At 65.4% G+C, this 24,541-nt stretch carries 21 protein-coding genes; 9 read left to right on the plus strand and 12 right to left on the minus strand.

Going from position 1 to position 24,541, the window contains the following annotated elements; all coding sequences use genetic code 11:
* The first annotated feature begins 134 nt into the window (after window positions 1-134).
* Window positions 135-518: a hypothetical protein gene (locus tag BLS61_RS05090; RefSeq protein WP_244157912.1), complete on the plus strand. Its 384-nt coding sequence runs from the start codon at window positions 135-137 to the stop codon at window positions 516-518.
* 123 nt (window positions 519-641) lie between these two features.
* Complete coding sequence (locus BLS61_RS05095; RefSeq protein ID WP_090428262.1) at window positions 642-2,735, plus strand: hypothetical protein; 2,094 nt, start codon at window positions 642-644, stop codon at window positions 2,733-2,735.
* A gap of 8 nt (window positions 2,736-2,743) precedes the next feature.
* Here BLS61_RS05095 and BLS61_RS05100 read toward each other — a convergent pair whose 3' ends face one another.
* The 8 genes from BLS61_RS05100 to BLS61_RS05135 form a co-directional block, all read right to left on the minus strand.
* Complete coding sequence (locus BLS61_RS05100) at window positions 2,744-4,570, minus strand: long-chain-acyl-CoA synthetase (protein ID WP_090428265.1); 1,827 nt, start codon at window positions 4,568-4,570, stop codon at window positions 2,744-2,746.
* Between the two features lie 308 nt (window positions 4,571-4,878).
* Window positions 4,879-5,703 (minus strand): SDR family oxidoreductase, encoded by an 825-nt coding sequence (locus BLS61_RS05105; RefSeq protein ID WP_090428268.1) that lies wholly within the window; start codon window positions 5,701-5,703, stop codon window positions 4,879-4,881.
* A 93-nt stretch (window positions 5,704-5,796) separates the two neighbouring features.
* Window positions 5,797-7,785, minus strand: coding sequence for an acetyl/propionyl/methylcrotonyl-CoA carboxylase subunit alpha (locus BLS61_RS05110; protein WP_090428271.1), 1,989 nt, complete (start codon window positions 7,783-7,785; stop codon window positions 5,797-5,799).
* 116 nt (window positions 7,786-7,901) lie between these two features.
* Window positions 7,902-8,699, minus strand: a complete 798-nt coding sequence (gene atuE, locus BLS61_RS05115) for an isohexenylglutaconyl-CoA hydratase (RefSeq protein WP_090428274.1) — start codon at window positions 8,697-8,699, stop codon at window positions 7,902-7,904.
* Window positions 8,700-8,769: 70 nt separating this feature from the next.
* The gene (gene atuD / locus BLS61_RS05120) at window positions 8,770-9,930 is read right to left on the minus strand and encodes a citronellyl-CoA dehydrogenase (protein WP_090428277.1); all 1,161 of its coding nucleotides are present in this window, start codon (window positions 9,928-9,930) and stop codon (window positions 8,770-8,772) included.
* 81 nt (window positions 9,931-10,011) lie between these two features.
* Entirely contained in the window at window positions 10,012-11,628 is a 1,617-nt protein-coding gene (gene atuC / locus BLS61_RS05125; RefSeq protein ID WP_090428280.1) for a geranyl-CoA carboxylase subunit beta, read from the minus strand.
* Between the two features lie 4 nt (window positions 11,629-11,632).
* Window positions 11,633-12,502 carry an SDR family oxidoreductase gene (locus BLS61_RS05130; RefSeq protein ID WP_090428282.1) on the minus strand — a complete coding sequence of 290 codons (870 nt, stop codon included), beginning with the start codon at window positions 12,500-12,502 and terminating at the stop codon, window positions 11,633-11,635.
* 94 nt (window positions 12,503-12,596) lie between these two features.
* On the minus strand, window positions 12,597-14,384 hold the full coding sequence (locus BLS61_RS05135) for an acyclic terpene utilization AtuA family protein (protein WP_090428284.1): 1,788 nt from the start codon (window positions 14,382-14,384) through the stop codon (window positions 12,597-12,599).
* 219 nt (window positions 14,385-14,603) lie between these two features.
* On the opposite strand from BLS61_RS05135, the gene BLS61_RS05140 reads away from it, so the two are divergent.
* From BLS61_RS05140 to BLS61_RS05150, 3 genes are all read left to right on the plus strand, one after another.
* Window positions 14,604-15,227, plus strand: coding sequence for a TetR/AcrR family transcriptional regulator (locus tag BLS61_RS05140; protein ID WP_090428287.1), 624 nt, complete (start codon window positions 14,604-14,606; stop codon window positions 15,225-15,227).
* A 142-nt stretch (window positions 15,228-15,369) separates the two neighbouring features.
* A complete protein-coding gene (locus BLS61_RS05145) occupies window positions 15,370-16,107 on the plus strand; it encodes a substrate-binding periplasmic protein (RefSeq protein ID WP_090429153.1) in 738 nt (245 codons plus the stop codon).
* A gap of 76 nt (window positions 16,108-16,183) precedes the next feature.
* Complete coding sequence (locus BLS61_RS05150) at window positions 16,184-17,002, plus strand: substrate-binding periplasmic protein (RefSeq protein ID WP_167358701.1); 819 nt, start codon at window positions 16,184-16,186, stop codon at window positions 17,000-17,002.
* On the opposite strand, the gene BLS61_RS05155 is transcribed toward BLS61_RS05150, so the two are convergent.
* The 4 genes from BLS61_RS05155 to BLS61_RS05170 all read right to left on the minus strand — a co-directional run bounded on the left by BLS61_RS05155 (window position 16,953) and on the right by BLS61_RS05170 (window position 20,160).
* On the minus strand, window positions 16,953-17,711 hold the full coding sequence (locus BLS61_RS05155; protein WP_090428294.1) for a CPBP family intramembrane glutamic endopeptidase: 759 nt from the start codon (window positions 17,709-17,711) through the stop codon (window positions 16,953-16,955). The two genes, BLS61_RS05150 and BLS61_RS05155, sit on opposite strands and share 50 nt — an antisense overlap.
* A 61-nt stretch (window positions 17,712-17,772) precedes the next feature.
* Window positions 17,773-17,946 (minus strand): DUF2897 family protein, encoded by a 174-nt coding sequence (locus BLS61_RS05160; RefSeq protein WP_081648502.1) that lies wholly within the window; start codon window positions 17,944-17,946, stop codon window positions 17,773-17,775.
* A 55-nt stretch (window positions 17,947-18,001) separates the two neighbouring features.
* The gene (gene eutC, locus BLS61_RS05165) at window positions 18,002-18,766 is read right to left on the minus strand and encodes an ethanolamine ammonia-lyase subunit EutC (protein WP_090428297.1); all 765 of its coding nucleotides are present in this window, start codon (window positions 18,764-18,766) and stop codon (window positions 18,002-18,004) included.
* Window positions 18,766-20,160: an ethanolamine ammonia-lyase subunit EutB gene (locus tag BLS61_RS05170; RefSeq protein ID WP_090428300.1), complete on the minus strand. Its 1,395-nt coding sequence runs from the start codon at window positions 20,158-20,160 to the stop codon at window positions 18,766-18,768. Before BLS61_RS05170 ends, eutC begins: the two co-directional genes overlap by 1 nt.
* 232 nt (window positions 20,161-20,392) lie before the next feature.
* Here BLS61_RS05170 and BLS61_RS05175 point away from each other — a divergent pair, with 232 nt between their 5' ends.
* The 4 genes from BLS61_RS05175 (at window position 20,393) to BLS61_RS05190 (ending at window position 24,533) form a co-directional block, all read left to right on the plus strand.
* Window positions 20,393-21,697 (plus strand): sensor histidine kinase, encoded by a 1,305-nt coding sequence (locus tag BLS61_RS05175; RefSeq protein WP_090428302.1) that lies wholly within the window; start codon window positions 20,393-20,395, stop codon window positions 21,695-21,697.
* Window positions 21,694-22,611: a response regulator gene (locus BLS61_RS05180; protein ID WP_090429156.1), complete on the plus strand. Its 918-nt coding sequence runs from the start codon at window positions 21,694-21,696 to the stop codon at window positions 22,609-22,611. Before BLS61_RS05175 ends, BLS61_RS05180 begins: the two co-directional genes overlap by 4 nt.
* Before the next feature lie 240 nt (window positions 22,612-22,851).
* Window positions 22,852-23,553: an orotidine-5'-phosphate decarboxylase gene (gene pyrF / locus BLS61_RS05185; RefSeq protein ID WP_090428304.1), complete on the plus strand. Its 702-nt coding sequence runs from the start codon at window positions 22,852-22,854 to the stop codon at window positions 23,551-23,553.
* 218 nt (window positions 23,554-23,771) lie between these two features.
* Window positions 23,772-24,533: an SDR family oxidoreductase gene (locus BLS61_RS05190; RefSeq protein WP_090428307.1), complete on the plus strand. Its 762-nt coding sequence runs from the start codon at window positions 23,772-23,774 to the stop codon at window positions 24,531-24,533.
* Window positions 24,534-24,541 lie beyond the last annotated feature (8 nt).

Below are 24,541 nucleotides of genomic sequence, written 5' to 3' on the forward strand. Positions count from 1 at the left end.
TGCGTAGAACCTGTCTAACGCTCGTATGCCTGGCTCTGCTGAGCGGCTGCGAGCCCGCTCCGGAGCCCGCTGCGGAAAAGCCCGAAAGCGCCGCTCCCGCTGTCGTTTCGCCAGCCCCCGAGGCACCGGCGGATGTGACTGCGAGCGAGCCGGACGAGGCGCCGGCTCCAGTCATTGCGCCCAAGCCCGAGCCGGCGGAACCCGCCAAGCCCAAGCCCAAGGCCACGGACAAACCGCAAGCGCAGGCCAAGCCCCCGGCCAAGGCCAAACCCGCCATCGCTCCCCAGCCCGAACCCCGGTTGGCGCTGGATCTGAGCGTGCCGCAGGAGTTGTTCGAACTGGCGCTGGAAAGCGAAACCCGCGAGGAGCTCTCGCCCCTGTTGCCGCCGATGTTCGGCGAGAAACCCGAAGTCCAAAGCCCGTTCCAGATCAGCGGTCGGCTGATCAGCAACGAGCGAGTGGACGACTACTGGGATTCCATCGAAGGCGCCGAGGTGCAGTTCGAGTTCAGGCGGTAGGCTTCCGTTCGTCATATTTGGCTATGCACGATCGAGGCAGAGTGCGGGCTGGCTCAATCCTGCGCGTGCGGGGCGCTGCTATCATCGCAGCCTCTATCTGAGTCACTGGCAAAGGAGTGCCGAATGTCGTTGATGCTCGATGAGCACGAAAGCTCTACGCAAGCTAAAGTCCTGCTCACCCTGCTGAGTTTCGTTATTCCACTGGCTGTTGGGATCTTTGTCCCTTGGTGGTACTCGTGGGGGATCGTGCAAGCCATCTTGATCGCGACCACAATCATCGTGGTTGCCGGACACCCTGAGTTCGTCAAACGCCTCCCAGTCCCTCTGATGAGCATGGTCTTGGGGCTCAGCTTTCAGTTATGGGGAACTACTTCCGGCTTTCTCGGGTTCGCTGTCGGACTGTTCATCCTGATTTTCAGCTGGGTACATCTGTACGTCTGGATGCGGTTTCTGGGACTTGTCGTCAAACGTCAGGACGTCACTCTGCGCTTTCAGGGAGTTGCTCTCTCGCTGCAAATTGCCCCCCATTCGGGCTACCTACCCAAATATGGCACCGCCTGGCTGGCCAGAACCATAGCTGGCTTTGCCTGGGCGGTTGATGGCCGGGTGGCTAAGCAGCCACAGGCTGGAATCGATCAGTGGTCCCGCCCCATCGTCCAGGTAATGGCGTCTTCGCCTGCGCCAATCGAGCCGCCCGCGGTCGTCAGCATCCCTGCGCCGGGGCGCAGTTGTCAGGGCCAAGTCGATGCCAGCGGTCACTTGATCTTCAGTGCACCGCAGGGCAGCCGCACTCTGCGGGGTGAGCCGTTCAGCACGGTGGGTGGCCAAGGCGAGTCCGGGCATAGCCTTTGGCTGGATGAGCAGCCCACCGGACTGCTGCTCAATCAGGGCGCTTCGGTACTATGGAGTGAAGACGATCAGGCGCTTGTCTGTCGCGCGCGAGCCGAGAGCCAGTCGGTGGAGGAAAGCGCTACCTGGCTGTGGCGAGTAGCCTCCGGTTGGCGTCCGCTGGAGGAGCCCTGGCAATCGCTCGTCGATGAACCCGTACTGGAGTGGAGCACGCCCTGTCGTCTGGAGGATGAGCGTCTCTTCTACGAGGCGCTGATGCATGGGGCGGAAACGGAAAAGCCTATGGCTCTGACACTGTGCATCGAGCTGGATGGGGAGCATGCGGGCGTCGTGTCGCTGCAGCTGCCGTCGATGCAAGGTGGCGCGCAACCCTGCCTGACCCTGCTGCGCAAGAGCCGCGATGGCCGTCGTCATGCCTTTGCCTGCCATGTCGGCGCCTGGCGGTTGCCGGGGCAATGGTGTCTCGATCACCGCGTTTCGGACTGCGGGCGTTATCTGGCCTTGATCGCCTTTGCCGAGGCGCCCGCCGTTCCGCATCAACTGGTTGTGGCTGATGTGCTGGCGCGGCGCCTGCTGAGACTCGACGAGCCGCTGCTGATCGCCGGGCTGCAGGCGTTCGAAGACGGCGTCATCAGCCTGCAGCAGATAGTCGGCAGGCAGGCAACTGCCCTTGGTGCCGGTCCCTTGCCGCGCCTCGAGGCGCTGGCGCCGGCAGCGCAACAGGCCGACGCCTTCGTTGCGCTTGGCCGCTTGCATCATCGGACCGTGCAGGTGGCGGTCGATGCCTGGTCGTTGCGTCTGCTGCCCAATTGGCGTCTGGAATGGCGCCCTGTGCCTGCCAGTGCTCAGGGCGATTACCTGCTCGCTGCACCCGGTGCAGGCGATGCCGCCTGGCTGTTCGGACTGGACAGAAAAATGCATGAAGGCAGTGGGCTTGTGCCGGGTGGTGCCTGCGTCCTGACCGCCTCCGGTTGTGGTATCGCGGATCTGGCACCCTCGATGGCCTGGTCGGCGGACGGCCGCTATCTGGCGTTGAGTCACCGGGTGATCAGCGAGGAGACCATACAGTGGCACCTGTTGCTGCTGGATATCTGGGAGCATACGCTGCGCTACAGCGTCCGGCCCCTGCCTACGATGCCGTGCTTCGAGGCGTTCGATGCCAACGGCCTGCACGTCAGTGGTGTCGAGCACGAGGTGCAGTTGATCACGATGGAGAGGTTGCTGGCACTGCCCCGACAGATGCTGATCCGAAGTGGCGATATCTGGCTGCCTGCCGAACAGCTTAGCGATGCGGTGCACTGGCAGCGCCTGGACAGCGCACACTTGCAAAGCTGGCGCTCGCCTGAGGTCGAGCCATCTCGGGCGTAGCGTTTCGCTCAGAAACGATAGGCCTGCCGTGCGATGGCCGCGTGCAGTTCGCCATCGAGCGGCTGGAAGCTGTCCGAGCCTGGCAGGCGCACGTAGAGCGGACCATCGACCTTGCTCGGGTCGTAGCCGGCCTGCTTGAGGTCGGTTTTCTTGTACTTGAAGGTGCCGGTGGTCTCGACTTCGCCGAGCAGGCGGACGAACAGCGGCGCGGCGTAGGCCGGCAGTTCCGCATCGAGGTGGGCGGCCAGCGCGGCGCCGTCCAGCTCGATGCCAGGCGCCAGGCGCAATGCAGCCATGCCGCAGCGGCCATTGGTGCCGGGAATCTCCACGCCGTAGACCACCGCATCCTCTACCCCGGGGAAGGCGCCAAGCACGTTTTCCACCTCGGTCGTCGAAACGTTCTCGCCCTTCCAGCGGAAGGTGTCGCCGAGGCGGTCGACGAACTGCGCGTGCTTGCAGCCGATGTCGCGCATCAGGTCGCCGGTGTTGAACCAGGCATCGCCCTTCTTGAATACGTCGCGCAGGATCGCCGCCTCGCTCTTGGCCGGATCGGTGTAGCCGTCGAACGGCCACTTGGCGCTGATTTCGCTGATCAGCAGGCCTGCTTCGCCCTTGTCGGCCTTTTGCAGAAAGCCCTGCTTGCCGCGCACGGGGCGGTCGTTTTCCAGGTCGTAACGGACGATGGCGTAGGTGGCCGGGGTATAGCCGACGGTATTGTCGAAGTTGAAGACGTTGGTGAAGCCGATATTGCCTTCGCTGGAGGCATAGAACTCGGTGATCTGCTCGACGCCGAAGCGCTGCTTGAACTCGGCCCAGATCGAGGGGCGCAGGCCGTTGCCGATCATGCAGCGCAGGCTGTTGTTCCTTTCGCTATCGGTTTCCGGCTGGTTGAGCAGGTAGCGGCACAGTTCACCGATGTAACCGAAGCAGGTGGCCTGGTAACGCGCCACGTCGCTCCAGAAGGCGCTGGCTGAGAACTTGCGGCGCAGGGCGATGGCCGCGCCGCCGGCCAGGGCCGCGCTCCAGCATACGGTGACGGCGTTGTTGTGGTAGCAGGGCAGGGTGAGGTAGAGCACGTCGTGCTCGTTCAGGGTCAGGCCGGAATGGCCGAAGCCGCCATAGGCCTTGATCCACTTGCCGTGGCTCATGATCGAGGCCTTGGGCAGGCCGGTGGTGCCGGAGGTGTAGATCAGGAAGCAGGCATCCTTCATGCGTACGCGCTGGCTGTCCGGCGGGTTGTCCTGGGCCTGGCCGGCGGCCAGGTGCATCAGGTTGAGCCAGCCGTCCGGCGCCTGGCCGGGATCGCGCAGGCAGTCCTGGTCGGCGATCCAGTAGCGTTTGGCCTGCTGGTTCTGCACTTGAGCGGCGAATTCGCCGAAAGCGCCGAGCAGTTCGTCACCGATCACCAGGAAGCCGGGTTTGACCAGGTTGAAGCTGTGCGCCAGCACCTTGCCGCGCTGGGTGGTGTTGATCAGTGCGCCGACCGCGCCGAGCTTGCTCAGGGCGGCGAGGATCGCCAGCAGCTCCAGGCGGTTCTCCAGCATCACCGCCACCACGTCGCCATGGCCGACGCCTTCGGCCTTGAACGCCCAGGCCAGGCGGTTGGCCCAGGCATTGAAGGCGCGATAGCTGAGCTGGCGGTTTTCGTCCATCAGCGCCGGGCGCTCGGGGTGGCGCTCGGCAGCGCGCTGTAGGGCCCAGGCCAGTGACAGGTTCTTCTCGCGGTTACGGATGCCAGCGTAGTACAGGCCGCGCAGCATGCGCGGCACGCGTGGCAGGTGCTGCGGCAGGTGGGCCAGGAAGCGGAAGGGCGAAATCAGATCGGCTTGGCTCATGGGGCTCGCACTTGGGCTGTTATGAATTGAGGGCGAGTCCTGACTCTAGTCAGCGTGGCACGCAGCAACCATGGCTCTGGTGCGCCGAACGGCGGGCAGATCGGCAAATACGCACCGTGTCGTAGGGTGCGCTGTGCGCACCGAGCCAGGTGCAAATCCGCGGGTCGTCTTGGTGCGCGCGGCGCACCCTACGGGTCGAGGCTCGCACGTAGCCCGGATTGCATCCGGCTACAAAGTCGGAAACGGCATTCCCTCTCCCCCAGCCCCTCTCCCATAAATGGGAGAGGGGAGCGGAGCGCATCCAGTGCTCAATCGACGAACAGATCGGGCACCAGGCTGCCGCCAGCGGGATCGAAGCGGTACTGCTCGAAGTTGGTGACGCCCTGTTCACGCAGGATGTCATCGTCGATCAGCAGGCGCCCAGTGAGGCTGCGGCCTTCGCTGCTCAGGATGGCGTGGGCCGCATCGGCCATGATGACCGGCGTGCGCGCACGCTTGAAGGCGTCGCGGCTGCCCAGTTCGAACTCGATGGCCGCGGTGGCGATCATGGTCTTCGGCCACAGCGAATTGACGCTGATGCCGTACTTCTTGAACTCCTCGCTCATGCCCAGGGTGAGCATGCTCATGCCGTACTTGGTGACGGTGTAGGGGCCGTGCTGGGCGAACCACTTGGCATCCAGGTTGAGCGGCGGGGAGAGGTTGAGGATATGCCCGCTGGCGCTCTGTTTCAGATATGGCAAGGCCGCCTGGCTGCAGACCATCACCGCGCGGGTGTTGATCTGGTACATCAGGTCGAAGCGCTTGGCTTCAAGCTTCTCCACGCCCACCAGCTTGATCGCCCCGGCATTGTTGACCAGGGCATCGATACCGCCGAAATGCTCGGCCGCGCGCGCCATGGCGGCGACCACGGCCTGCTCATCGCGCACATCCAGCTGCAGGGCCAGCGCCTTGCCGCCAGCGGCTTCGACCTCGGCGGCGACGCTGTGGATGGTGCCCGCCAGCTTCGGGTGCGGCTCGGCGCTCTTGGCCGCGATGACGATATTGGCACCATCGGCGGCTGCCTTGAGGGCGATCTCGCGGCCGATGCCACGGCTGGCGCCGGTGATGAACAGGGTCTTGCCGGAAAGGGACATGGGCGTGCTCCTTCTTGTTGTTATGGGGCCGTGGGAGGGGCTTTAGCCGCGATGAACGACGCTCGCGGCTAAAGCCCCTCCCACAGCGATATATCAAGCCTCTACAGCTTCGATTTCCACCAGCAACTGGCGATTCTTCACCTGGTCGCCCTGGCTCACGCCGACGCGGCGAACGATGCCGTCGACACCAGCCTTGAGCGGGTGCTCCATCTTCATCGCTTCCAGCACAACCAGCAGTTGCCCCTTGCTCACGCTGGCTCCCTCGGCGATCAGCACCTCGACGATGGCACCATCCATCGGCGCATTCACCGCGCCGCTGCTGGCGGCGTTCTGTCCACCGGCCGGCTCGTGGGTAACATCCAGCAGCTCCAGGTTGCCGTGTTCACCGTACAGCCACAGGCGCTCACCTTCGAGGTGGTAGGCCTGGCGGCGACGAACGCCGTCCAGTTCCAGGGTTAGCCAGCGGCCGTCGCTGGCCAGCAGGCGTAGGGACAGCTGTTCCTCACCGCGGCGCACGCGCAGCTGCGCTTGCATGCCGCTGGCGATCACGTCCAGCTCCACGGCGTGCTTGTGTTCGCCCTGCTTGAGGACGAAGCGCCAAGGCGCGCTGCCGGCGCTGCGCCAGCCGGACAGGCCGGGCTGGTGCGCGCGGGCGTCGGCCGAGGTCTGGTAGAGCAGGGCAGCGGCCATGGCCAGCTCGGCCAGGCTGGCCGTGTGCGGCTGCAGGCTGGGGTCATCAGCGAAGTGTTCGGTGATAAACGCCGTGGTGGCGTTGCCGGCGGCGAACTCCGGGTGCTTGAGCAGGTTGGCGAGAAAGCGCTGGTTACCGTTCACGCCGAGCAGCACGCACTGCTCGACCGCGCGCACCAGCTTGCGCCGGGCTTCGTCGCGGGTTGCGCCGTAGGCGATGACCTTGGCCAGCATCGGGTCGTAGAAGGGGGTGACGGCCTGGCCCTCGACCAGGCCGTGGTCGATGCGCACGCCAGCCAACAATTCGGGTTCCCAGCGCAGCACCTGGCCGGTTTGCGGCAGGAAGCCGGCGGCCGAGTCCTCGGCGTACAGGCGCACCTCCATGGCATGGCCGGTGAGGCGAATCTCGTCCTGCTGCAGCGGCAGGGGCTGGCCCTCGGCGACGCGTATCTGCCAGGCCACCAGATCCTGGCCGGTGATCAGCTCGGTGACCGGGTGTTCCACCTGCAGGCGGGTGTTCATTTCCAGGAAGAAGAACTCGCCGCTGGCGTCGAGCAGGAACTCCACGGTGCCGGCGCCGACGTAGTTCACCGAAGCTGCAGCCTTGACCGCCGCTTCACCCATGGCCTTGCGCAGCTCGGGCGTCATCACCGGGCAGGGCGCTTCCTCGACCACCTTCTGGTGGCGGCGTTGTACCGAGCAGTCCCGTTCGCCGAGGTAGAGGATATTGCCGTGCTGGTCGCCGAATACCTGGACCTCCACGTGGCGCGGGCGGATCACGGCGCGCTCGAGGATCAGCTCGCCGGAGCCGAAGGCGTTCTGCGCCTCCGAGCGGGCGGTGCGGATCTGTCCCAGCAGTTCGGAAGATTCCTGTACCAGGCGCATGCCGCGGCCACCGCCACCGGCGCTGGCCTTGATCATCAGCGGGTAGCCGATGCGTTCGGCTTCGCTGGCCAGGGTCTCGTCATCCTGGGCGGCGCCTTCATAGCCCGGGATGCAGGGCACGCCGGCTTCGAGCATGGCGATCTTGGACAGGCGCTTGCTGCCCATCAGGTGAATGGCTTCGACGGTCGGGCCGATAAAGACTATGCCGGCCGCCTCGCAGGCGCGGGCGAAGTCGGCGTTCTCGGAGAGGAAGCCATAGCCGGGGTGAATGGCGTCGGCGCCGGTCTTGCGCGCGGCTTCGATGATGGCGTCGATGCGCAGATAGGATTGGTTGACCTGGGCTGGGCCGATGCACACGGCTTCGTCGGCGATCTGTACGTGGCGGGCATCGGCATCGGCCTCGGAGTACACCGCGACGGTGCGGTAGCCAAGTTCGATGGCGGTGCGCATCACCCGGCAGGCGATCTCGCCACGGTTGGCGATCAGGATCTTGTTGAATGCGGGCATCTTTGTGCTCCTGCTGTGCGTAGCCCGGATGCAATCCGGGGAATCATGTTGGCCGAGCGCTCCCGGATTGCATCCGGGCTACGGTCTTTGTCGGCTGTGCTGGTCTGTCCAATCCATCATTGGGCCCATTTAGGCTTGCGCTTCTGCACGAAGGCCATGGTGCCTTCGACGCCCTCGGCGCCGGTCACGGCGGCGGCAAACTGTTCGGCGGCGCGGTCGAGCAGCGGGCCGAGGGCTTCGCGTTCGCTGGCCAGCAGCAGGGCCTTGGTCTGGGCGTTGGCCTGCGGCGCACACTGGCGAATCTGCTTCAGGGTCTCGTCCAGGCGCTGCTGCAGGGCGGCGTCATCGTTCTCGCAGTAGTGCACCAGGCCCAAACGCAGGGCCTCGGCACCGTCGAAGCGGGCGGCGGTCAGCGCCAGGCGGCGCGCCTGGGTCAGGCCGATGCGGCGCACCACGAAGGGGGCGATCTGCGCCGGGAGGATGCCGAGGGTGGTTTCCGGCAGGCCGAACCTGGCGTCGCTGGCGGCGATGGCCACGTCGGACACGCAGGCCAGGCCGAAACCGCCGCCGAGCACGGCACCTTCCAGCACCGCCACCAGTACCTGCGGTGCTGTCTGAGCCTCTTCCAGCAGCGCACCGAAGGCGCGATTCAGCTCGCGGTAGGCATCGCCGCCTTTTGCGCGGGCGCCGGCCATGTCCTTGATATCGCCACCAGCGCAGAAGTGGCCGCCCGCGCCGCGCAAGACGAGGGCGCGCACGTTCGGCTCATGGCGCACGGCTTCCAGGGTCGCGCGCAATTCGCCGACCATGGCCAGGCTCATGGCGTTGCGGCTGTCCGGGCGGTTGAGGGTGACGTGCAGCACACCACCTTCGAGGTTCAGCAGCAGGGTTTCGCAGTGGGGCAGGTCGTTCATCGCATACCTCGGTAGGGCGGGTGAAACCCGCCGCAACGGTGTGAGTGGCGGGTTTCACCCGCCCTACGGGTCAGCCCTTCTTTTTCCCCGGCAGAATGCCCATCAGCTTGCAGATGATGCCGAGCATGATTTCGTCGGCGCCGCCGCCGATGCTGACCAGGCGCACGTCGCGGTAGGCGCGCGACACCGGGTTGTCCCACATGAAGCCCATGCCGCCCCAGTACTGCAGGCAGGCGTCGGATACCTCGCGGCCCAGGCGGCCGGCCTTGAGTTTGGCCATGGATGCCAGCTTGGTCACGTCGCGGCCCTTCACGTATTGTTCGGTGGCCTGATAGACCAGCGCGCGCAGGCACTCGATCTCGGTCTGTAGCTCGGCCATGCGGAAGTGGATGACCTGGTTGTCGATCAGCGGTTGGCCGAAGGTGTGGCGCTGCTTGCAGTAGTCGATGGTGGCGTCGACGCAGTGCTCCAGGCCCTTGATCATATTGGCTGCGCCGAACAGGCGCTCTTCCTGGAACTGCAGCATCTGCATCATGAAGCCAGACCCTTCCGCCCCTATGCGGTAGCGCTGCGGCACGCGCACGTTGTCGAAGAACACCTGGGCGGTCTCCGAGCTGCGCATGCCCAGCTTGTCCAGGTGCGGGCTGACGCTGATGCCCGGGATCTTCATCGGCACCATGATCAGCGACTTGTTGACGTGCGGCTTGTCGTCCGAGGTGTTGGCCAGCAGGCAGATGAAATCGGCCGACGGCGAGTTGGTGATCCACATCTTGCTGCCGTTGATCACGTAGTCGTCGCCGTCTTTGCGTGCGGTGGTCTTCAGGCCCGCCACGTCGGAGCCGGCGCCAACTTCGGAGACGCCGATGCAGCCGACCATCTCGCCGCTGATGGCCGGGCGCAGGAACTCTTCGCGCAGCTCATCAGAGCCGAAGCGTGCCAGGGCCGGTGTGCACATGTCGGTCTGCACGCCGATGGACATGGGGATGCCGCCGCAATGGATGGTGCCGAACTCTTCGGCGGCGACGATGGAGTAGCTGTAGTCCAGGCCCATGCCGCCGAATTTCTCCGGCTTGGAAATGCCCAGCAGACCCAGCTCGCCGGCTTTTCTGAAAATGTCGTGGATGGGGAAGCGGCCTTCCTTCTCCCAGGCGTCGACGTGCGGGTTGATTTCCTTGTCGACGAAGTTGCGGACGGTACGGCGGAGTTCTTCGTGTTCCTGGGTGAAGATCATTGTTGTTGTGCTCCGTATCGAATGGGTCTGTAGGGCGGGTGAAACCCGCCGTGTGCTTGGCGGGTTTCACCCGCCCTACGGTCAGAAACGCGCGACGCCGAAGCTGCTTTTCTTCAGCGGTCGCAGATTGGCTTCGGCGCAGATATCCAGCAGAAAGCCCAGCAGCTTGCGCGTGTCACGCGGATCGATCAGGCCGTCGTCCCACAGGCTGGCGGTGCCATAGAGGGCCGTGGACTGACTGTCGAGCTTTTGCGCGGTGGCCATCTCCAGCATGTCGAGCATCTTCGGGTCAGGCTCCTTGCCCTCCTTGGCGTGCTTGTCCTCGGTGACGATGCGCAGCACCTTGCCGGCCTGGGCGCCGCCCATCACGGCGGTGCGGCTGTTGGGCCAGGCGAAGATAAAGCGCGGGTCGAGGCCGCGGCCGCACATGGCGTAGTTGCCGGCGCCGTAGGAACCGCCGACCACTATGGTCAGTTTCGGCACCGTGGCGTTGGCCACGGCCTGCATCATCTTCGAGCCGTGCTTGATCACGCCGTTCTGTTCCGATTCCGTGCCGACCATGAAACCGGTGGTGTTGTGAAAGAACAGGATCGGCGTATTGCTCTGCTCGCACAGCTGGATGAACTGCGCCGCCTTGGCCGCGCCTTGCGGGGTGATCGGGCCGTTGTTGCCGATAAAGCCGCAGGCCTGGCCTTCGATCTGCAGATGGCCGCAGACGGTCTGGCTGTCGAACTCGTTCTTGAAGTCGAGAAACGCCGAGCCATCGGCGATGCGCGCGATGATCTCGCGTACGTCGTAGGGCTTCTTGGCATCGGCCGGCACCAGGCCCAGCAACTCCTCGGCCGGATACAGCGGCTCGCGCCAGGTGCGTTTCTCACGTGCCGGCAGCTGCTGGTTCCACGGCAGCATGCCGACTATCTCGCGCGCCAAACGCACGCCATCGGCATCGTTCTCGGCCAGGTATTCGGCGGTGCCGGCGACCTGGGCATGCATCTCGGCGCCACCGAGTTGCTCGTCGGTGGCGATCTCGCCGGTGGCGGCCTTGAGCAATGGCGGGCCTGCAAGGAACATCTTGGCCTTGCCGCGCACCACCACCACATAGTCCGACAGGCCGGGCTGGTAGGCCCCGCCGGCGGTGCTGGAGCCGTGCACCACGGTGATCTGCGGCAGGCCCATGGCGGACATGCGCGCCTGGTTGGCGAAGCCGCGCGCGCCCTCGACGAAGATGTCGGCGGCGTAGTTGAGGTTGGCGCCGCCGCTCTCGGCCAGGGTCACCACCGGCAGCTTGTTCTCGAAGGCGATCTGCTGCAGGCGCAGGGATTTCTTCAGGCCAGTGGGGGAGATGGTGCCGCCCTTGATCGCGCTGTTGTTGGCGATCACCAGGCAGCGTACACCGGCGATGTAGCCGATACCGGCGATCAGGCCGCCGCCGGCCTGGCTACCGTCCTTGTCGTCGTGCAGCTTGTAGCCGGCCAGCGAGGCCAGTTCGAGAAAGGGCGCACCGGCATCGAGCAGCAGGTTGAGGCGTTCGCGCGGCAGCAACTGGCCGCGCTTGTCGAACTTGGCCTTGGCCTCCTGCGCCTTGCCCTGCACCTTCTGCTCCACCTCGCGGAAGGCCGCGATGGCGGCCAGCATGGCCTCGCGGTTCTGCGCGAAGGCTTCGCCATGCACGTCGATTTCCGATTGGATCACGGGCATCGCCTTACTCCTGATCTTTCAGTACATCGGGCAGGTAGGCCCGGTGGAAACCGTTGTAGGGCTCGCTGTTTCTCGCCTTGCCCAGGGTCCAGGCACGGGTGCCCTGGCTGGCCGCCCCATCGATGCGGATGGTGTTGCCGCTGATGAAGCTGGCGCCGGGGCTGAGCAGAAAGACGATGGCGGCGGCCACCTCGGACTCGCTGCCGATGCGTTGCAGCGGCACGTGATCCTTGAGGTTGCGGATCATGTTCTTCATCGACTCGGGGTAGGTGTCCATGCCGCTGGAGGCGATCCAGCCCGGCGCTACGGCGTTGACCCGCACGCCGGCGTGGCCCCACTCGTAAGCGGCGGTCTTGGTGAAGTTCTCCATGCCGGCCCGCGCCGCGCCGGAATGGCCCATGCCGGGCATGCCGCCCCACATGTCGGCGAGCATGTTGACGATGCTGCCGCCGTGTTTGCTCAGGCTCTGCAGGAAGACTTCCTTGGCCACCAGGAAACCGCCCACCAGGTTGGTGCGCACCACTGTCTCGAAGCCTTTCTGGTTGATGCCAATCAACGGCGCGGGGAACTGGCCGCCGGCGTTGTTGACCAGGTGATGGATGCGTCCGCGTTGCGCAATCACCGCGCCGACCATGGCCTTCACTGCCTCTTCGTCGCGGATGTCGCAAGCCTGGAAGCTGGCGCCGCCGCCATCCTCGATGATTTCGGCGCAGGTCTTCTCCAGCTTCTCCTGCTTGCGCCCGACCAGCACCACATGGGCGCCCAGGTGGGCCAGTTCGTGGGCCACGCAGCGACCGATGCCGCTGCCACCGCCGGTGACCAGAATGGTCTGGTCTGCGAACAGGCCGGGTTTGAATACGGAGTCGTAGCTCATTGTTCTTGTCCTTCGGCTCTTTGGGGACGCCTAGTTCTGTTGTAGGAGCGAGCTCTGCTCGCGAACGAAACGTCTTCGCGAGCAGAGCTCGCTCCTACAGGCTTTCAGCTAGCGCCCTGGGCACTGGCACCGGGAATTCCAGCAACTGCTGGGCGAAAGCCTTGCCCTGCGGGTCGATGCGCAGGCTGGCTACGCCGCCACCGCCCAAAGCGTTTTCCAGCAGGAAGTTGAGGCTGTGGCTGCCCGGCAGGTACCAGCGGCTGACGCGGCCCTGTTCGGCGTCCAGGGTATGCGCCATCCAGCTGGCCACGGCTTCGGGCGTCAGCGCAGCGGCTATCCACGCCAGGTACTCGGGTTTTCTCGCCATCACGCCGATGTTGCTGTGGTTGCCCTTGTCGCCGGAGCGCGCCACGGCCAGGCGGATCAGTGGCACGGCAGCGTCGGCTTCGCCCATCGGTACGGGCAGGGCGGCTGGCGCGCGCAGTCGCTCGGGGTCGAAGGCATCGACCTGAGGCAGGGCGACCGGCTGACGTTCGCCGCCAATTTCCACTTCCAGCGCGCAGGCGCTCTTGTCCACCAGGAAGCTGAACAGACGGATCACCGGGTAGACGGTGGGGCGACCGCCGACGATGCCGGTCAGGCCCGGTGCCATGCCGGTGGCGGCCTGGGCGATCTCGCGGGAGAAGAGGATCAGCGCCTCCTTCTTGGCGTGACGCACGGCAATTTTCACCACCAGCTCGCGGCTGTCCTGGCGCCGAGCGTGGGCACCGTAGGTGGCCTCGCTACCCAGCAGCTCGACGCTGACTTCCTGGTAACGGCCCCAGCCACGTTCGGCGAACATCTCTTCGGTCTTGTTGATGATCGCCTGGCTGACCCGCTCGGCCTTGGCCACGGCATCGATACCGGCGAGCACGCAGCTGGCGGTGCAGCGAAAACCGTCCGGGTGGGTGGCGCTGACCTTGTAGTGCGCGGAGGGCGGCAGGCCCCGCGCGCCCTGCAGCTGCACGCGGTCGGCGCCGACCTGGCTAAGTTCGACCTGGGTGAAATCGCAGACCACGTCCGGCAGCAGATAGGCGCGCGGGTCGCCGATCTCGTAGAGCATCTGCTCGCCAACGGCAAAAGGCGTGACCAGGCCGCCGGAACCCTCCGGCTTGGTCACGACGAAACGGCCATCGCTTTCGACTTCGACGATGGGGAAACCGATGTGCTCGTAGTCCGGCACGTCGCGCCAGTCGGTGAAGTTGCCACCGGTGCACTGCGCGCCGCACTCGATGATGTGCCCGGCCAGTGCGGCCTGGGCCAGCTTGTCGTAGTCGCTCCAGGCCCAGCCGAACTCATGCACCAGGGCGGCGCTGACCACGGCGCTGTCGACCACGCGGCCGGTGATGACGATGTCGGCACCGGCATCCAATGCCGCGACTATGCCCGGTGCGCCCAGGTAGGCATTGACCGAGACGCAGAAGGGCGGCAGCGGCGCGTCGGTGAACATCTCGCGGGTACCGGCCTTGACCAGCTCGCCGAGTTTGGGTTGCAGATTGTCGCCGTGCAGCACGGCGATCTTCAGCTGTACGCCGGCCTGCTCGCAGGCGGCGCTCAGGGCGGCGGCGCAGGCCATCGGGTTGACCCCGCCGGCGTTGCTGATGACGCGGATCTTCTTCGCTGCCAGCTCGCCGAGCAGCGGCATGAGCACTTCGACGAAGTCGCGGGCGTAACCCTCGTCGGGCTTCTTCATGCAGGCGCCGGCCATGATCGACATGGTGATTTCGGCCAGGTAGTCGAACACCAGGTAATCCAGCTCGGCACCGCGCACCAGCTGGTCGGCGGCGGTGGAGGTGTCGCCCCAGAACGCGGAGGCGCAGCCGATGCGTACGGTCTTGCTCATTGGAATTGGCCCGTCACACATTGAAGGTGAGTCGACATTACCAAGCAAGCGCTTGGTTGAAAAGCGCTGAAGGAGGGCAAATCGGCCAAAAGTACGGCCAAGCGCTTGCTTGGTCCGCTGGCGCCGCATACATTTCATCAAGCAAGACAAGCACTTGCCGGCAGCATGAAGAATTCATCAGAACAAACGCCGAGCAGGGCAATCAGGGGAGAAGTCAGCGTGGATGAACACAAGGCCCAGGCCGTGATGCAGGAACTGGTCGCCAGCGGCCAGGTGACCGATCCGGACAGCGCCCGCGGCAAGCTGTTGCAGATGGCCGCCCACCTGTTCCGCAGCAAGGGTTACGAGCGCACCACTGTGCGCGATCTGGCCGCCGCCATCGGCATTCAGTCCGGCAGCATCTTCCATCACTTCAAGAGCAAGGATGAAATCCTGCGTTCGGTGATGGAGGAAACCATCGTCTACAACACTGCGCTGATGCGCGCGGCTCTGGCTTCGGCGCAGGGCACCCGCGAACGGCTACTGGCGCTGATTCGCTGCGAGCTGCAATCGATCATGGGCGGCACCGGCGAGGCCATGGCCGTATTGGTCTACGAATGGCGTTCGCTGTCGGCAGACGGCCAGGCGCAGGTGCTGGCCCTGCGCGACACCTATGAGCAGATCTGGCTGGCGGTGCTGGGCGAGGCGCGCGAGGCCGGCTACTTCAAGGGTGACCCCTTCATCCAGCGGCGTTTTCTCACCGGTGCGCTGAGCTGGACCACCACCTGGTTCCGTCCCCAGGGGCCGATGAGCCTGGATCAGCTGGCCGAAGAAGCATTGTCGCTGGTGTGCAAGGAAGTCTGAGCAAACTCGGCTAGGCTAGGAACAACCGCCGGTTTTCGGCTCGAACACGTGGCCCTGGATGCCCCGTATCGTACTTCGTGACGAGAGGTCGAGTTTGCGCGCGCTTGCCTTCAGCCTGTTGTGCTGTCTTTGTCTGCTGCATATGCCTGCTGCCGTTGCGGTGCAGGAAGTGCGCGTCGGCGGCTATCACTTTCCGCCGTACCTCGACAAACCCGAGTCAGCCTATCCGCAAGGCTTGGTGCCGGAGCTGCTGCGTGCGCTCAACGCGCTGCAGCAGCAGTACCACTTCGTGCTGGTACCCACCTCGGCGACTCGTCGTTACCGCGACCTGGAAAATGGCCGTTTCGATCTGATGTTCTTCGAGTCCAGTCGCTGGGGGTGGCGAGGCACGCCTTATCTGGCCCTGGGGATGGATATCGACGATGCGGAGGTGTACGTCACCGCTGCCGAGCCAGGGCGTGATCAGCGTTACTTCGAGCGCTTCGACGACAAGCGCATGGCGCTTTACCACGGCTACCACTATGGGTTCGCCAGTTTCGATGCCGACCCTGAATACCTGATGCGCACCTTCAATGCAGTGCTGACCTATTCCCACGACAGCAACCTGCGCATGCTGCTGGCGCGGCGTGCCGATATCGCCGTGGTGACCCGTTCATACCTGGAGCTGTTTCTGGATCGGCACCCGGAACTGGTGCCCAGGCTGCTGGTTTCCGAACGTCTGGACCAGCTCTATCACCATGAGGTACTGCTGCGGCCCGAGGGGCCTGTAGGCCCCTCCGACATTGCCCGGTTGTTGAACCAGTTGCAGGGCAACGGCGAGCTATCAAGGCTACTTGGGCGCTATCGTCTGCAACTGGGCAACAACGTGTCCGTGCAATGAAAATCCATCTAGTCGGTCAGGAGAGACTGGAGTAGGCTGCACCACACTGAGAGAAGGATTTTTTTGGGGACTCGACATGCGGCATGCGCGGCGCTGGATTCATGGATGTGTGGGTGCCTTGTTGCTGTCGTTTGCCGGTCTTCTCTGCGCTGCCGAAGTGGTCAAGGTCGGCGGTGCGCACTTCCCGCCCTATGTGGTCAAGTCCAACCTGCAGGAGTCGAGTGGGCTTCTGCCGCAATTGCTCGAAGCGCTGAATCAGCAGCAGAGCGAATACCACTTCACCATGTTGCCCACCGCCATCGTGCGCCGCTTCGGCGACCTGCAGCGCGGGCGCATCGACATGGCGATATTCGAAAACCCGCAATGGGGTTGGCAGGGCATCGATGCCGAAGCCGTCGACATGGGGCTGGAGGATGCCGAGCTGTTCGTCGCCCGCAGCGAGGCTCTGCGTGACCAGCACTTCTTCGATGAGCTGGCCGGCAAGCGCCTGGCGCTATATCGCGGTTATCACTATGGGTTCGCCCAGTTCAACAGCGACCCGGAGTTTCTCACCACTACCTTCAACGCCAATCTCGGCCATTCCCACGACAGCAACCTGCTGATGGTGCTGCGCGGGCGTGCCGACATCGCCCTGGTGACGCGCTCCAATCTCTACGACTTTCTCGAGCGCAATCGCGAGTACGCTCGCCAGCTGCTGATTTCCGAGCGTATCGATCAGGTCTATCGCCACCACGCGATGATTCGCTCCGGCGCGCCGATCAGCGCCGAACGCTTCGCTGCGCTGCTCGAACAGCTGCGTGCCAATGGCGAGCTGGCGCGCATTTTCTCGCCCTACCGTATCGCCGTCACGTCAGCCGCAGCGGATAGCTCAGCAGCAGAATATGCAGCAGATTGACCGCGCCATGCAGGGCGATGGCCAGGCTCAGACGCCCGCTGTAGTGAAAGGCCAGACCGTAGCCCAGCCCCGCACAGGTCGCCACCACGGCAAATAGCGGACTGAAGGGCAGGTGAGCCGCTCCGAACAGGCCCGCTGTCAGCAGCAAGCCGGGCCAGGTGCCCAGACGCTTGACCAGCGCCGTTTGCAGCATGCCGCGAAACAGCAGCTCCTCGGCCAGCACCGCCACGCCGAGATTGACCGCCAGCCACAGCAACAGCCCTTCGGGCCATTTGGGTTGCCAGGCAACCAGGCCCAGGGCGATGGCCAGTGCCGGAATCAGCAGCAGGGTGGCCAGGCACACCCACCAGGCCCGTTTCGGCGCTATGACTGGCCGGTGCGGTTGCCCCAGCCACCAGGCCAGCAGCGCAGTGCCCAGCAGCAGCTTGTCCCAGGAAAGGCGCAGGCCGTAGGGCGCCGCATCGGCGCTGATGGAGCGCGGCTGCCACAGCTGCCAGGGACGAAAGCCGGGCAGCAGATGCGCTGCCAGAGCGATACTGCCGAGCAGGATCAGCGGCAGCCATAACCACTCAGGCAGATGCCGTTGGCCGGCCAGCAGCGCGATGACGAAAAGGATGCCCAGCAGCAGGCCGACGGGCTGGACGAAGCCCAGGCCCGTAGCCAGGGCCAGGGTGGAGGTGGGAAGCAGCAAGCGCAGATGCAGGGGCATGGCACCTTCTCCTTGGAAGGCGCGCAGTCTAGCAGGCTGTCTCTGCGGGGAGGTGACGTGCCTAGCGCTGACGCTCGCGCGCGTCCTTGGCTTCCTGCTCGATGGCGCGCTTGCGCATGCGTTCGAGCTGATCCTCGCTCAGGCGCATCTTCTTGGCGCTGCTGCGCAGTATCAGCAGGCTACCGATCACCGAGCCGAATACCAGCACCAGCAATAGCCAGACGTACCAGGGCATGACGAGTCCTCTCCGGGGAATGGAGCCTTCACCATACCCCGCGATCGGAGAGTTGTCAGTTGGCCTGTAGCGCTATGGCTTGCAGATCGCTTTCGTCCTTGAGCTGCACGCCACTCAGTTGCAGGCGCAACGCCTGGCGCGTCAGGTAGTCGAGTTTGTGCGCGGCCAGTTCGTAAGGCAGGCCCTCGGGACGCACGTTGGAGATGCAGTTGCGCGCGCTGTCCGGGCAGCCCACCCGCGGCGCATGGGTCAGGTACAGGCCCAGGCTGTCCGGCGAGGTCAGGCCCGGGCGCTCGCCGATCATCACGATCACCAGGCGCGCGCGCAGCGCTTCGCCGATGCCGTCGCCAATCGCCACGCGGCCCTGTTCGGCCAGCACCACCGGGGTGTTGGCCCAGTCGGTAGCGAAGCGTTCGCGAAAGGCCTGCAGCAGCGGCAGGGCATGGCGCTGCACGGCGATGGCGGACAAGCCGTCGGCCAGCACGATGGCCAGCTCCGGCGCCGGCAGCTCGTGTTGCAGCTGCAGCCTGCAGTCGCCATGCAGGTGGCGGCCGTGATCCGGGCGCAGCAGGTAGGTCTGACGGTCCTCGGCATTGCTGCGCACTTTCAGCACCCGGAAACCGGCGGCATGCAGCTGATGCTTGAGTTCGGCGAAGTCCAGCGGGCGATGCACGGCGTCGCGCGCCTGGGCGTGGGCCAGGCCGAACTTGAGCACCTCGCGGGTGGGCAGGCTGCAGCCGACGCGGCCGAGGGCGATGCGCGCCGAGGTGTGTGCGCGCAGTTCGTCCCAGGGGTTGTGCTGGATCAGATCGTTGGCCATCACGCGGCTCCCGAGATATGTGGCAGTTGCTTGAGCAGGTGGTGGCCGCGGCCGATCTCGCGCAGGCGGCCGCTCGGCTCGGTAATGGCCATGCGCGCCAGCCAGGCATCGAACTCCGGGGCGCGTTTCAGGCCCAGTACGCTGCGCAGGTACAGCGCATCGTGGAACGAGGTGCTCTGGTAGTTGAGCATGATGTCGTCTGCGCCCGGGATGCCCATGATGAAGTTGATGCCGGCCGCGCCGAGCAGGGTGAGCAGGCTGTCCATGTCGTCCTGATCGGCTTCGGCGTGGTTGGTGTAGCAGACGTCGCAGCCCATCGGCAGGCCGAGCAGCTTGGCGCAGAAGTGGTCTTCCAGGCCGGCGCGAATGATCTGCTTGCCGTCGTAGAGGTATTCCGGGCCGATGAAGCCGACCACGGTGTTGACCAGCAGCGGGCGGAACTCGCGGGCCACGGCGTAGGCGCGGGCTTCACAGGTCTGCTGGTCGACGCCATGGTGGCCGCCGGCCGACAGCGCGCTGCCCTGGCCGGTTTCGAAGTACATGAGGTTATCCCCCAACGTCCCGCGTCCCAGCGACAGCGCGGCCTCGTGGGCCTCGCGCAGGATCGCCAGGGACACGCCGAAGCCGGCATTGGTGGCCTCGGTGCCGGCGATGGACTGGAACACCAGATCGATCGGCGCGCCGGCTTCGATGGCCTGTATTTGTGTGGTGACATGGGTGAGCACGCAGCTCTGCATGGGGATTTCGAAGTGCTCGCGCACCTCGTCCATCATCTGCCACAGGCGCATCAGCGTCGGCAGCGAGTCGCTGGCCGGGTTGATGCCGACCGTGGCGTCGCCCGAGCCGTAGAGCAGGCCATCGAGCATGCTGGCGGCGATGCCGCGCACGTCGTCGGTGGGGTGATTGGGCTGCAGGCGCACGGCCAGATGACCGGGCAGGCCCAGGGTGTTGCGAAAGCGGCTGATCACTTGGCATTTGCGCGCCACCAGGATCAGGTCCTGGTTGCGCATCAGCTTGCTCACGGCGGCGACCATCTCCGGCGTCAGGCCGGCGGCTACGGCCGCCAGGCGCGCGCTGTCGGTCTTTTCCAGCAACAGCCAGTCGCGCAGGTCACCCACGGTCAGGTGGCTGATCGGGGCGAAGGCAGCGGCATCATGGCGGTCGATGATCAGGCGGGTGACTTCGTCCTGCTCGTAGGGGATAAGCGCCTCGTCGAGAAAACGCTTGAGCGGCACCTCGGCCAGAGCCAGCTTGGCTGCCATGCGCTCCTCATAGGTGGCAGCGGCCAGCCCCGCCAGGTAATCGCCGGAGCGCGCCGGGCTGGCCTTGGCCAGCAGCGTCTTGAGGTCGGCGAAGCGGTAGACCAGGCTGCCGATGGTGGTTTGGTAGGGCATGGCTGCAACCTGCTGCAAGTGTGGTGGATCTGCCGTGCAGTGCTCATGCCAGAGGGCTTGCCGCCCGTGTTTCGCGGTTCCTGGGCGCAGGGCGATTGGCGCGCAGGCGTGACAACGGTGCAAGGGGCGTGCTGGACGCACCAGCCTGGCGCGGCGAGTCGTGATCCCTGTCACAAGATGGCAACCTGGCGCTGCTTGAATGGCGGCTTTCCGACAGCAGGGGAGGCCGTTCGTGACCCACGCCAGCGCGCTGCAATCGCTGCTGCGAGCCGTGAAGCCGCTCGCAGCGTCGATGAGCATCAACGAGGTCGCCGACCTGTTCCTGGCGGCCGAGCACCGTGCCTTTCTCTCCCTGCCGGTGGTGGACGAGAACAATCGGCCGCTCGGTCTGGTCAGTCGCGCCACCCTGCAGGACATCTTCATGCAGCGCTTCGGGCGCGACCTGCGCGGCCGTCACCCGGTGGGCGAGGTGATGAACGACGCGCCGCTGATCGTCAGCCTGGAAGCCAGCCTGGAAGAGGCCTCCAAGCAGGTCACCGCGCAGTTGCAATACCCGATCACCGAGGACTTCGTGCTGATCGATGCCCAGGGCGGGTACTGCGGTCTGGGCACGGTGCTGGACCTGCTCAAGGCCATGGAAGCGCGCGTCGCCCAGCGCAACCGCGTGCTGCGCCAGGCGCTGGTGGACCTCAAGGAGTCCCAGGCGCAACTGCTGCAATCGGAGAAGATGGCGTCGCTCGGGCAGATGGTCGCTGGCGTCGCCCATGAATTGAACACGCCGCTGGGCTACGTGAAGAACAACGTGCAGCTGCTGCGCGAATTGAGCGAGCCACTGTTCGAACTCGCCGCCGCACAGGCGCGCCTGGGCCAGTGCCTGAACGATCCCGACTGCGACGAGGCGAGCCTGAGCCAGGCCCTGCAGGCCGCCGAACAGGCTCGCCAGCAGGCGGCGCCGGAGCTGCTCGCCGAGGATCTGCAGCAGCTGTATGGCGACACCCTGTACGGCCTCGAGCAGATTGCCGAACTGGTGGTGGGTCTGAAGGATTTCGCCCGTCTCGACCGTGCCATGAGCGAAGAGGTGGACCTCAACGACTGCATCCGCAGCGCGCTGCTGATCGCGCGCAACCACATCAAGGACAAGGCCGAGGTGGTGCAGCAGCTCGGCGAGCTGCCGCGTATCGCCTGCGCGCCTTCGCAGATCAACCAGGTGCTGCTCAACCTGCTGACCAACGCCGCCCAGGCCATCGATGGCAAGGGGCGCATCCAGATTCGCAGCTGGGCCGATGCCCAGGGCATCCACCTCTCGCTGCAGGACAACGGCCGCGGCATGCCGCCGGAGGTCATGGCGAAGATCTTCGATCCGTTCTTCACCACCAAGCCGGTGGGCCAGGGTACCGGCCTCGGGTTGTCCATCAGCTACAAGATCGTCCAGGACCACGGTGGCCAGATTCGCGTCGCCTCCGAGCCAGGGCGTGGCACGCGCTTTCTCGTCAGCCTGCCGTTGCCCGCCACCGCCGCCATGAAAAGGAGCGCCTGATGTCCGCACCCGTTCGCATCATGTTCGTCGACGACGAGGAGCGTATCCTGCGCAGCCTCGCGATGCAGTTTCGCCGCCACTACGAGGTGCTGACCGAGAGCGATCCGCTGCGCGCACTGCAGCGCCTGCGCGAGGAGCACATTCACGTGCTGGTCAGCGATCAGCGCATGCCGCAGATGAGCGGAGCGCAGCTGCTGGCCGAAGCCCGCGAGATCGCCCCGAACACCCTGCGCATCCTCCTGACCGGCTATTCCGATCTGGATGCCGCGGTGGAGGCGTTGAACAACGGCGGCATCTTCCGCTACCTGACCAAGCCCTGGGATCAGCAGGAAATGGCCTTCACCCTGCGCCAGGCGGCAGAGCTGGCGGTGCGTCAGGCGCAGCCGGTGGCCTCGGGTGCCAGTGCGGCGCTGAGCGCACCGCTGGCAGTGCTGCTGCTGGACGATGATCCGGACACGCTCGGCGTCGTCGGCGAGTTCTGCGTTGCCGGCGGTCACCAGCTGCTGCGCGCGCGCAACCTGGCCGAGGCAGTGCTGCAACTGAACAACGAGCGCGTGGACATTCTGGTCAGCGACCTCAAGCTGGTCGGCGAGGACACCGCGCCGCTGCTCAAGACCCTGGCGCAGGCTCACCCGCGCCTGCTCAGCCTGGTGGTCACGCCATTTCAGGACACCCAGGCGCTACTGCGCCTGGTCAACGAGGCGCAGATCTTCCGCTATCTGCCCAAGCCGATTCGCCGCGGTCTGTTCGAGAAGGGGCTGAAGGCAGCCGCCGAACAGGCGCTGATCTGGCGTACCCAGCCGCAACAGGTGGTCACTCGCCTGGCCGAGGTGCCGCGCGACGAGCGCGAGCAGGAGAAGGTCGGCAGTCTGCTCGGTATGCTCGGTCGTCTGCGTGAACGGCTGATCGCCTGATCGCCTGATCCTTTGGCTTTCCCGGCCGAAACGCAATGCCGCCCCTGCCTCTCCTGCGGAAGTTCAGTGCCCCGTGGGAGCGGCTTCAGCCGCGATGCCTTTGTGCCGAAGCCAAAGCCCCGGCTTTCATCCGGGCTACAGACTAGAGGTTTGCATGTGGGAGGGGCTTTGACCGCGACCAGTGCCGGCGAGCTTTGCGCTACAATGCGCGGCGTTTTTTATCCTGTTCGAGACCCGCTCATGCCTGCCTGCCAAACCCCGATCATCGTCGCCCTCGACTTTCCCAGCCGCGAAGCCGCTCTGGCCCTGGCCGATCGCCTCGATCCGGCGCTGTGCCGGGTCAAGGTCGGCAAGGAGCTGTTCACCCGCAGTGGTCCGCAGGTGGTCGAGGCGCTGCAGGCCAAGGGCTTCGAGCTGTTTCTCGATCTGAAATTCCACGACATCCCCAACACCACGGCCATGGCGGTCAGGGCTGCGGCCGAGCTGGGCGTGTGGATGGTCAACGTGCACTGCTCCGGCGGCCTGCGCATGATGGCGGCCTGCCGCAACGAGCTGGACAAGCTGACTGGCGCCAAGCCGCTGCTGATCGGCGTGACCGTGCTGACCAGCATGGAGCAGCAGGATCTGGCCGGCATCGGCCTGGACGTGCCGCCACAGGAGCAGGTGCTGCGCCTGGCCGGCCTGGCTGCCGATGCCGGGCTCGATGGTCTGGTCTGCTCGGCGCAGGAGGCCCGCGCGCTGAAGGTCGCGCAGCCGCGCCTGCAGCTGGTGACGCCGGGTATTCGTCCTGCCGGCAGCAATGCCGATGACCAGAAGCGCATCCTTACCCCGGCTCAGGCGCTGGAGGCCGGCTCCGACTATCTGGTGATCGGTCGCCCGATCAGTCAGGCCGCCGATCCTGCGCAGGCGCTGGCTGCGGTGGTCGCCGAGCTGCGCGCCTGAGCCCTGTAGCCCAGACGAAATCCGGGGCGGCCTGGCATGCCGTCCGATCTTTCGCGGATTTCATCCGAGCTACCCGCTGATCGCGGCATCGCGCTGGTGGAGTCGTCATCAGCGCTTTGCATGACCCTCCACTCCAGAGCCTGATAGTGCTGCTCACCGTCTGGCTTGCTGGCTAGACTCCTCGCCAATTCAACAAGAATCGCTGCGAGGAAGCAGATATGAGCATGAGGTTTTCCGGCCAGGTCGCCCTGGTCACGGGTGGTGCCGCCGGTATTGGCCGCGCCACGGCCCAGGCCTTCGCTGCCGAAGGGCTGAAGGTGGTGGTTTCCGACGTGGACGTGGCAGGTGGCGAGGGTACCGTCGAGCTGATTCGCGCGGCCGGTGGCGAGGCCTGCTTCGTGCGCTGCGACGTGACCCGCGTTACTGAAGTCAAGGCGCTGATGGACGCCACCATGGCGCAATACGGCCGCCTGGATTACGCCTTCAACAACGCCGGTATCGAGATCGAGCAGGGCAAGCTGGCCGACGGCAACGAAGCCGAGTTCGACGCCATCATCGGCGTCAACGTCAAGGGCGTTTGGCTGTGCATGAAGCATCAGATTCCGCTGATGCTGGCTCAGGGCGGCGGTGCCATCGTCAACACCGCATCGGTGGCGGGCCTCGGCGCTGCGCCCAAGATGAGCATCTACGCCGCTTCCAAGCATGCGGTGATCGGCCTGACCAAGTCCGCGGCGGTGGAATACGCGAAGAAGAAAATCCGCGTCAACGCGGTGTGCCCGGCGGTGATCGACACCGACATGTTCCGCCGCGCCTATGAGGCCGATCCGAAGAAGGCCGAGTTCGCCGCCGCCATGCACCCGGTCGGGCGCATCGGCAAGGTCGAGGAGATCGCCGCCGCCGTGCTTTATCTGTGCAGCGACCACGCCGCGTTCACCACCGGCCAGGCACTGGCCGTGGATGGTGGGGCCACGGCGATCTGACGGCTCTA

This window comes from Ectopseudomonas guguanensis, assembly GCF_900104265.1.
GTDB classification, from domain to species: Bacteria; Pseudomonadota; Gammaproteobacteria; order Pseudomonadales; family Pseudomonadaceae; genus Aquipseudomonas; species Aquipseudomonas guguanensis.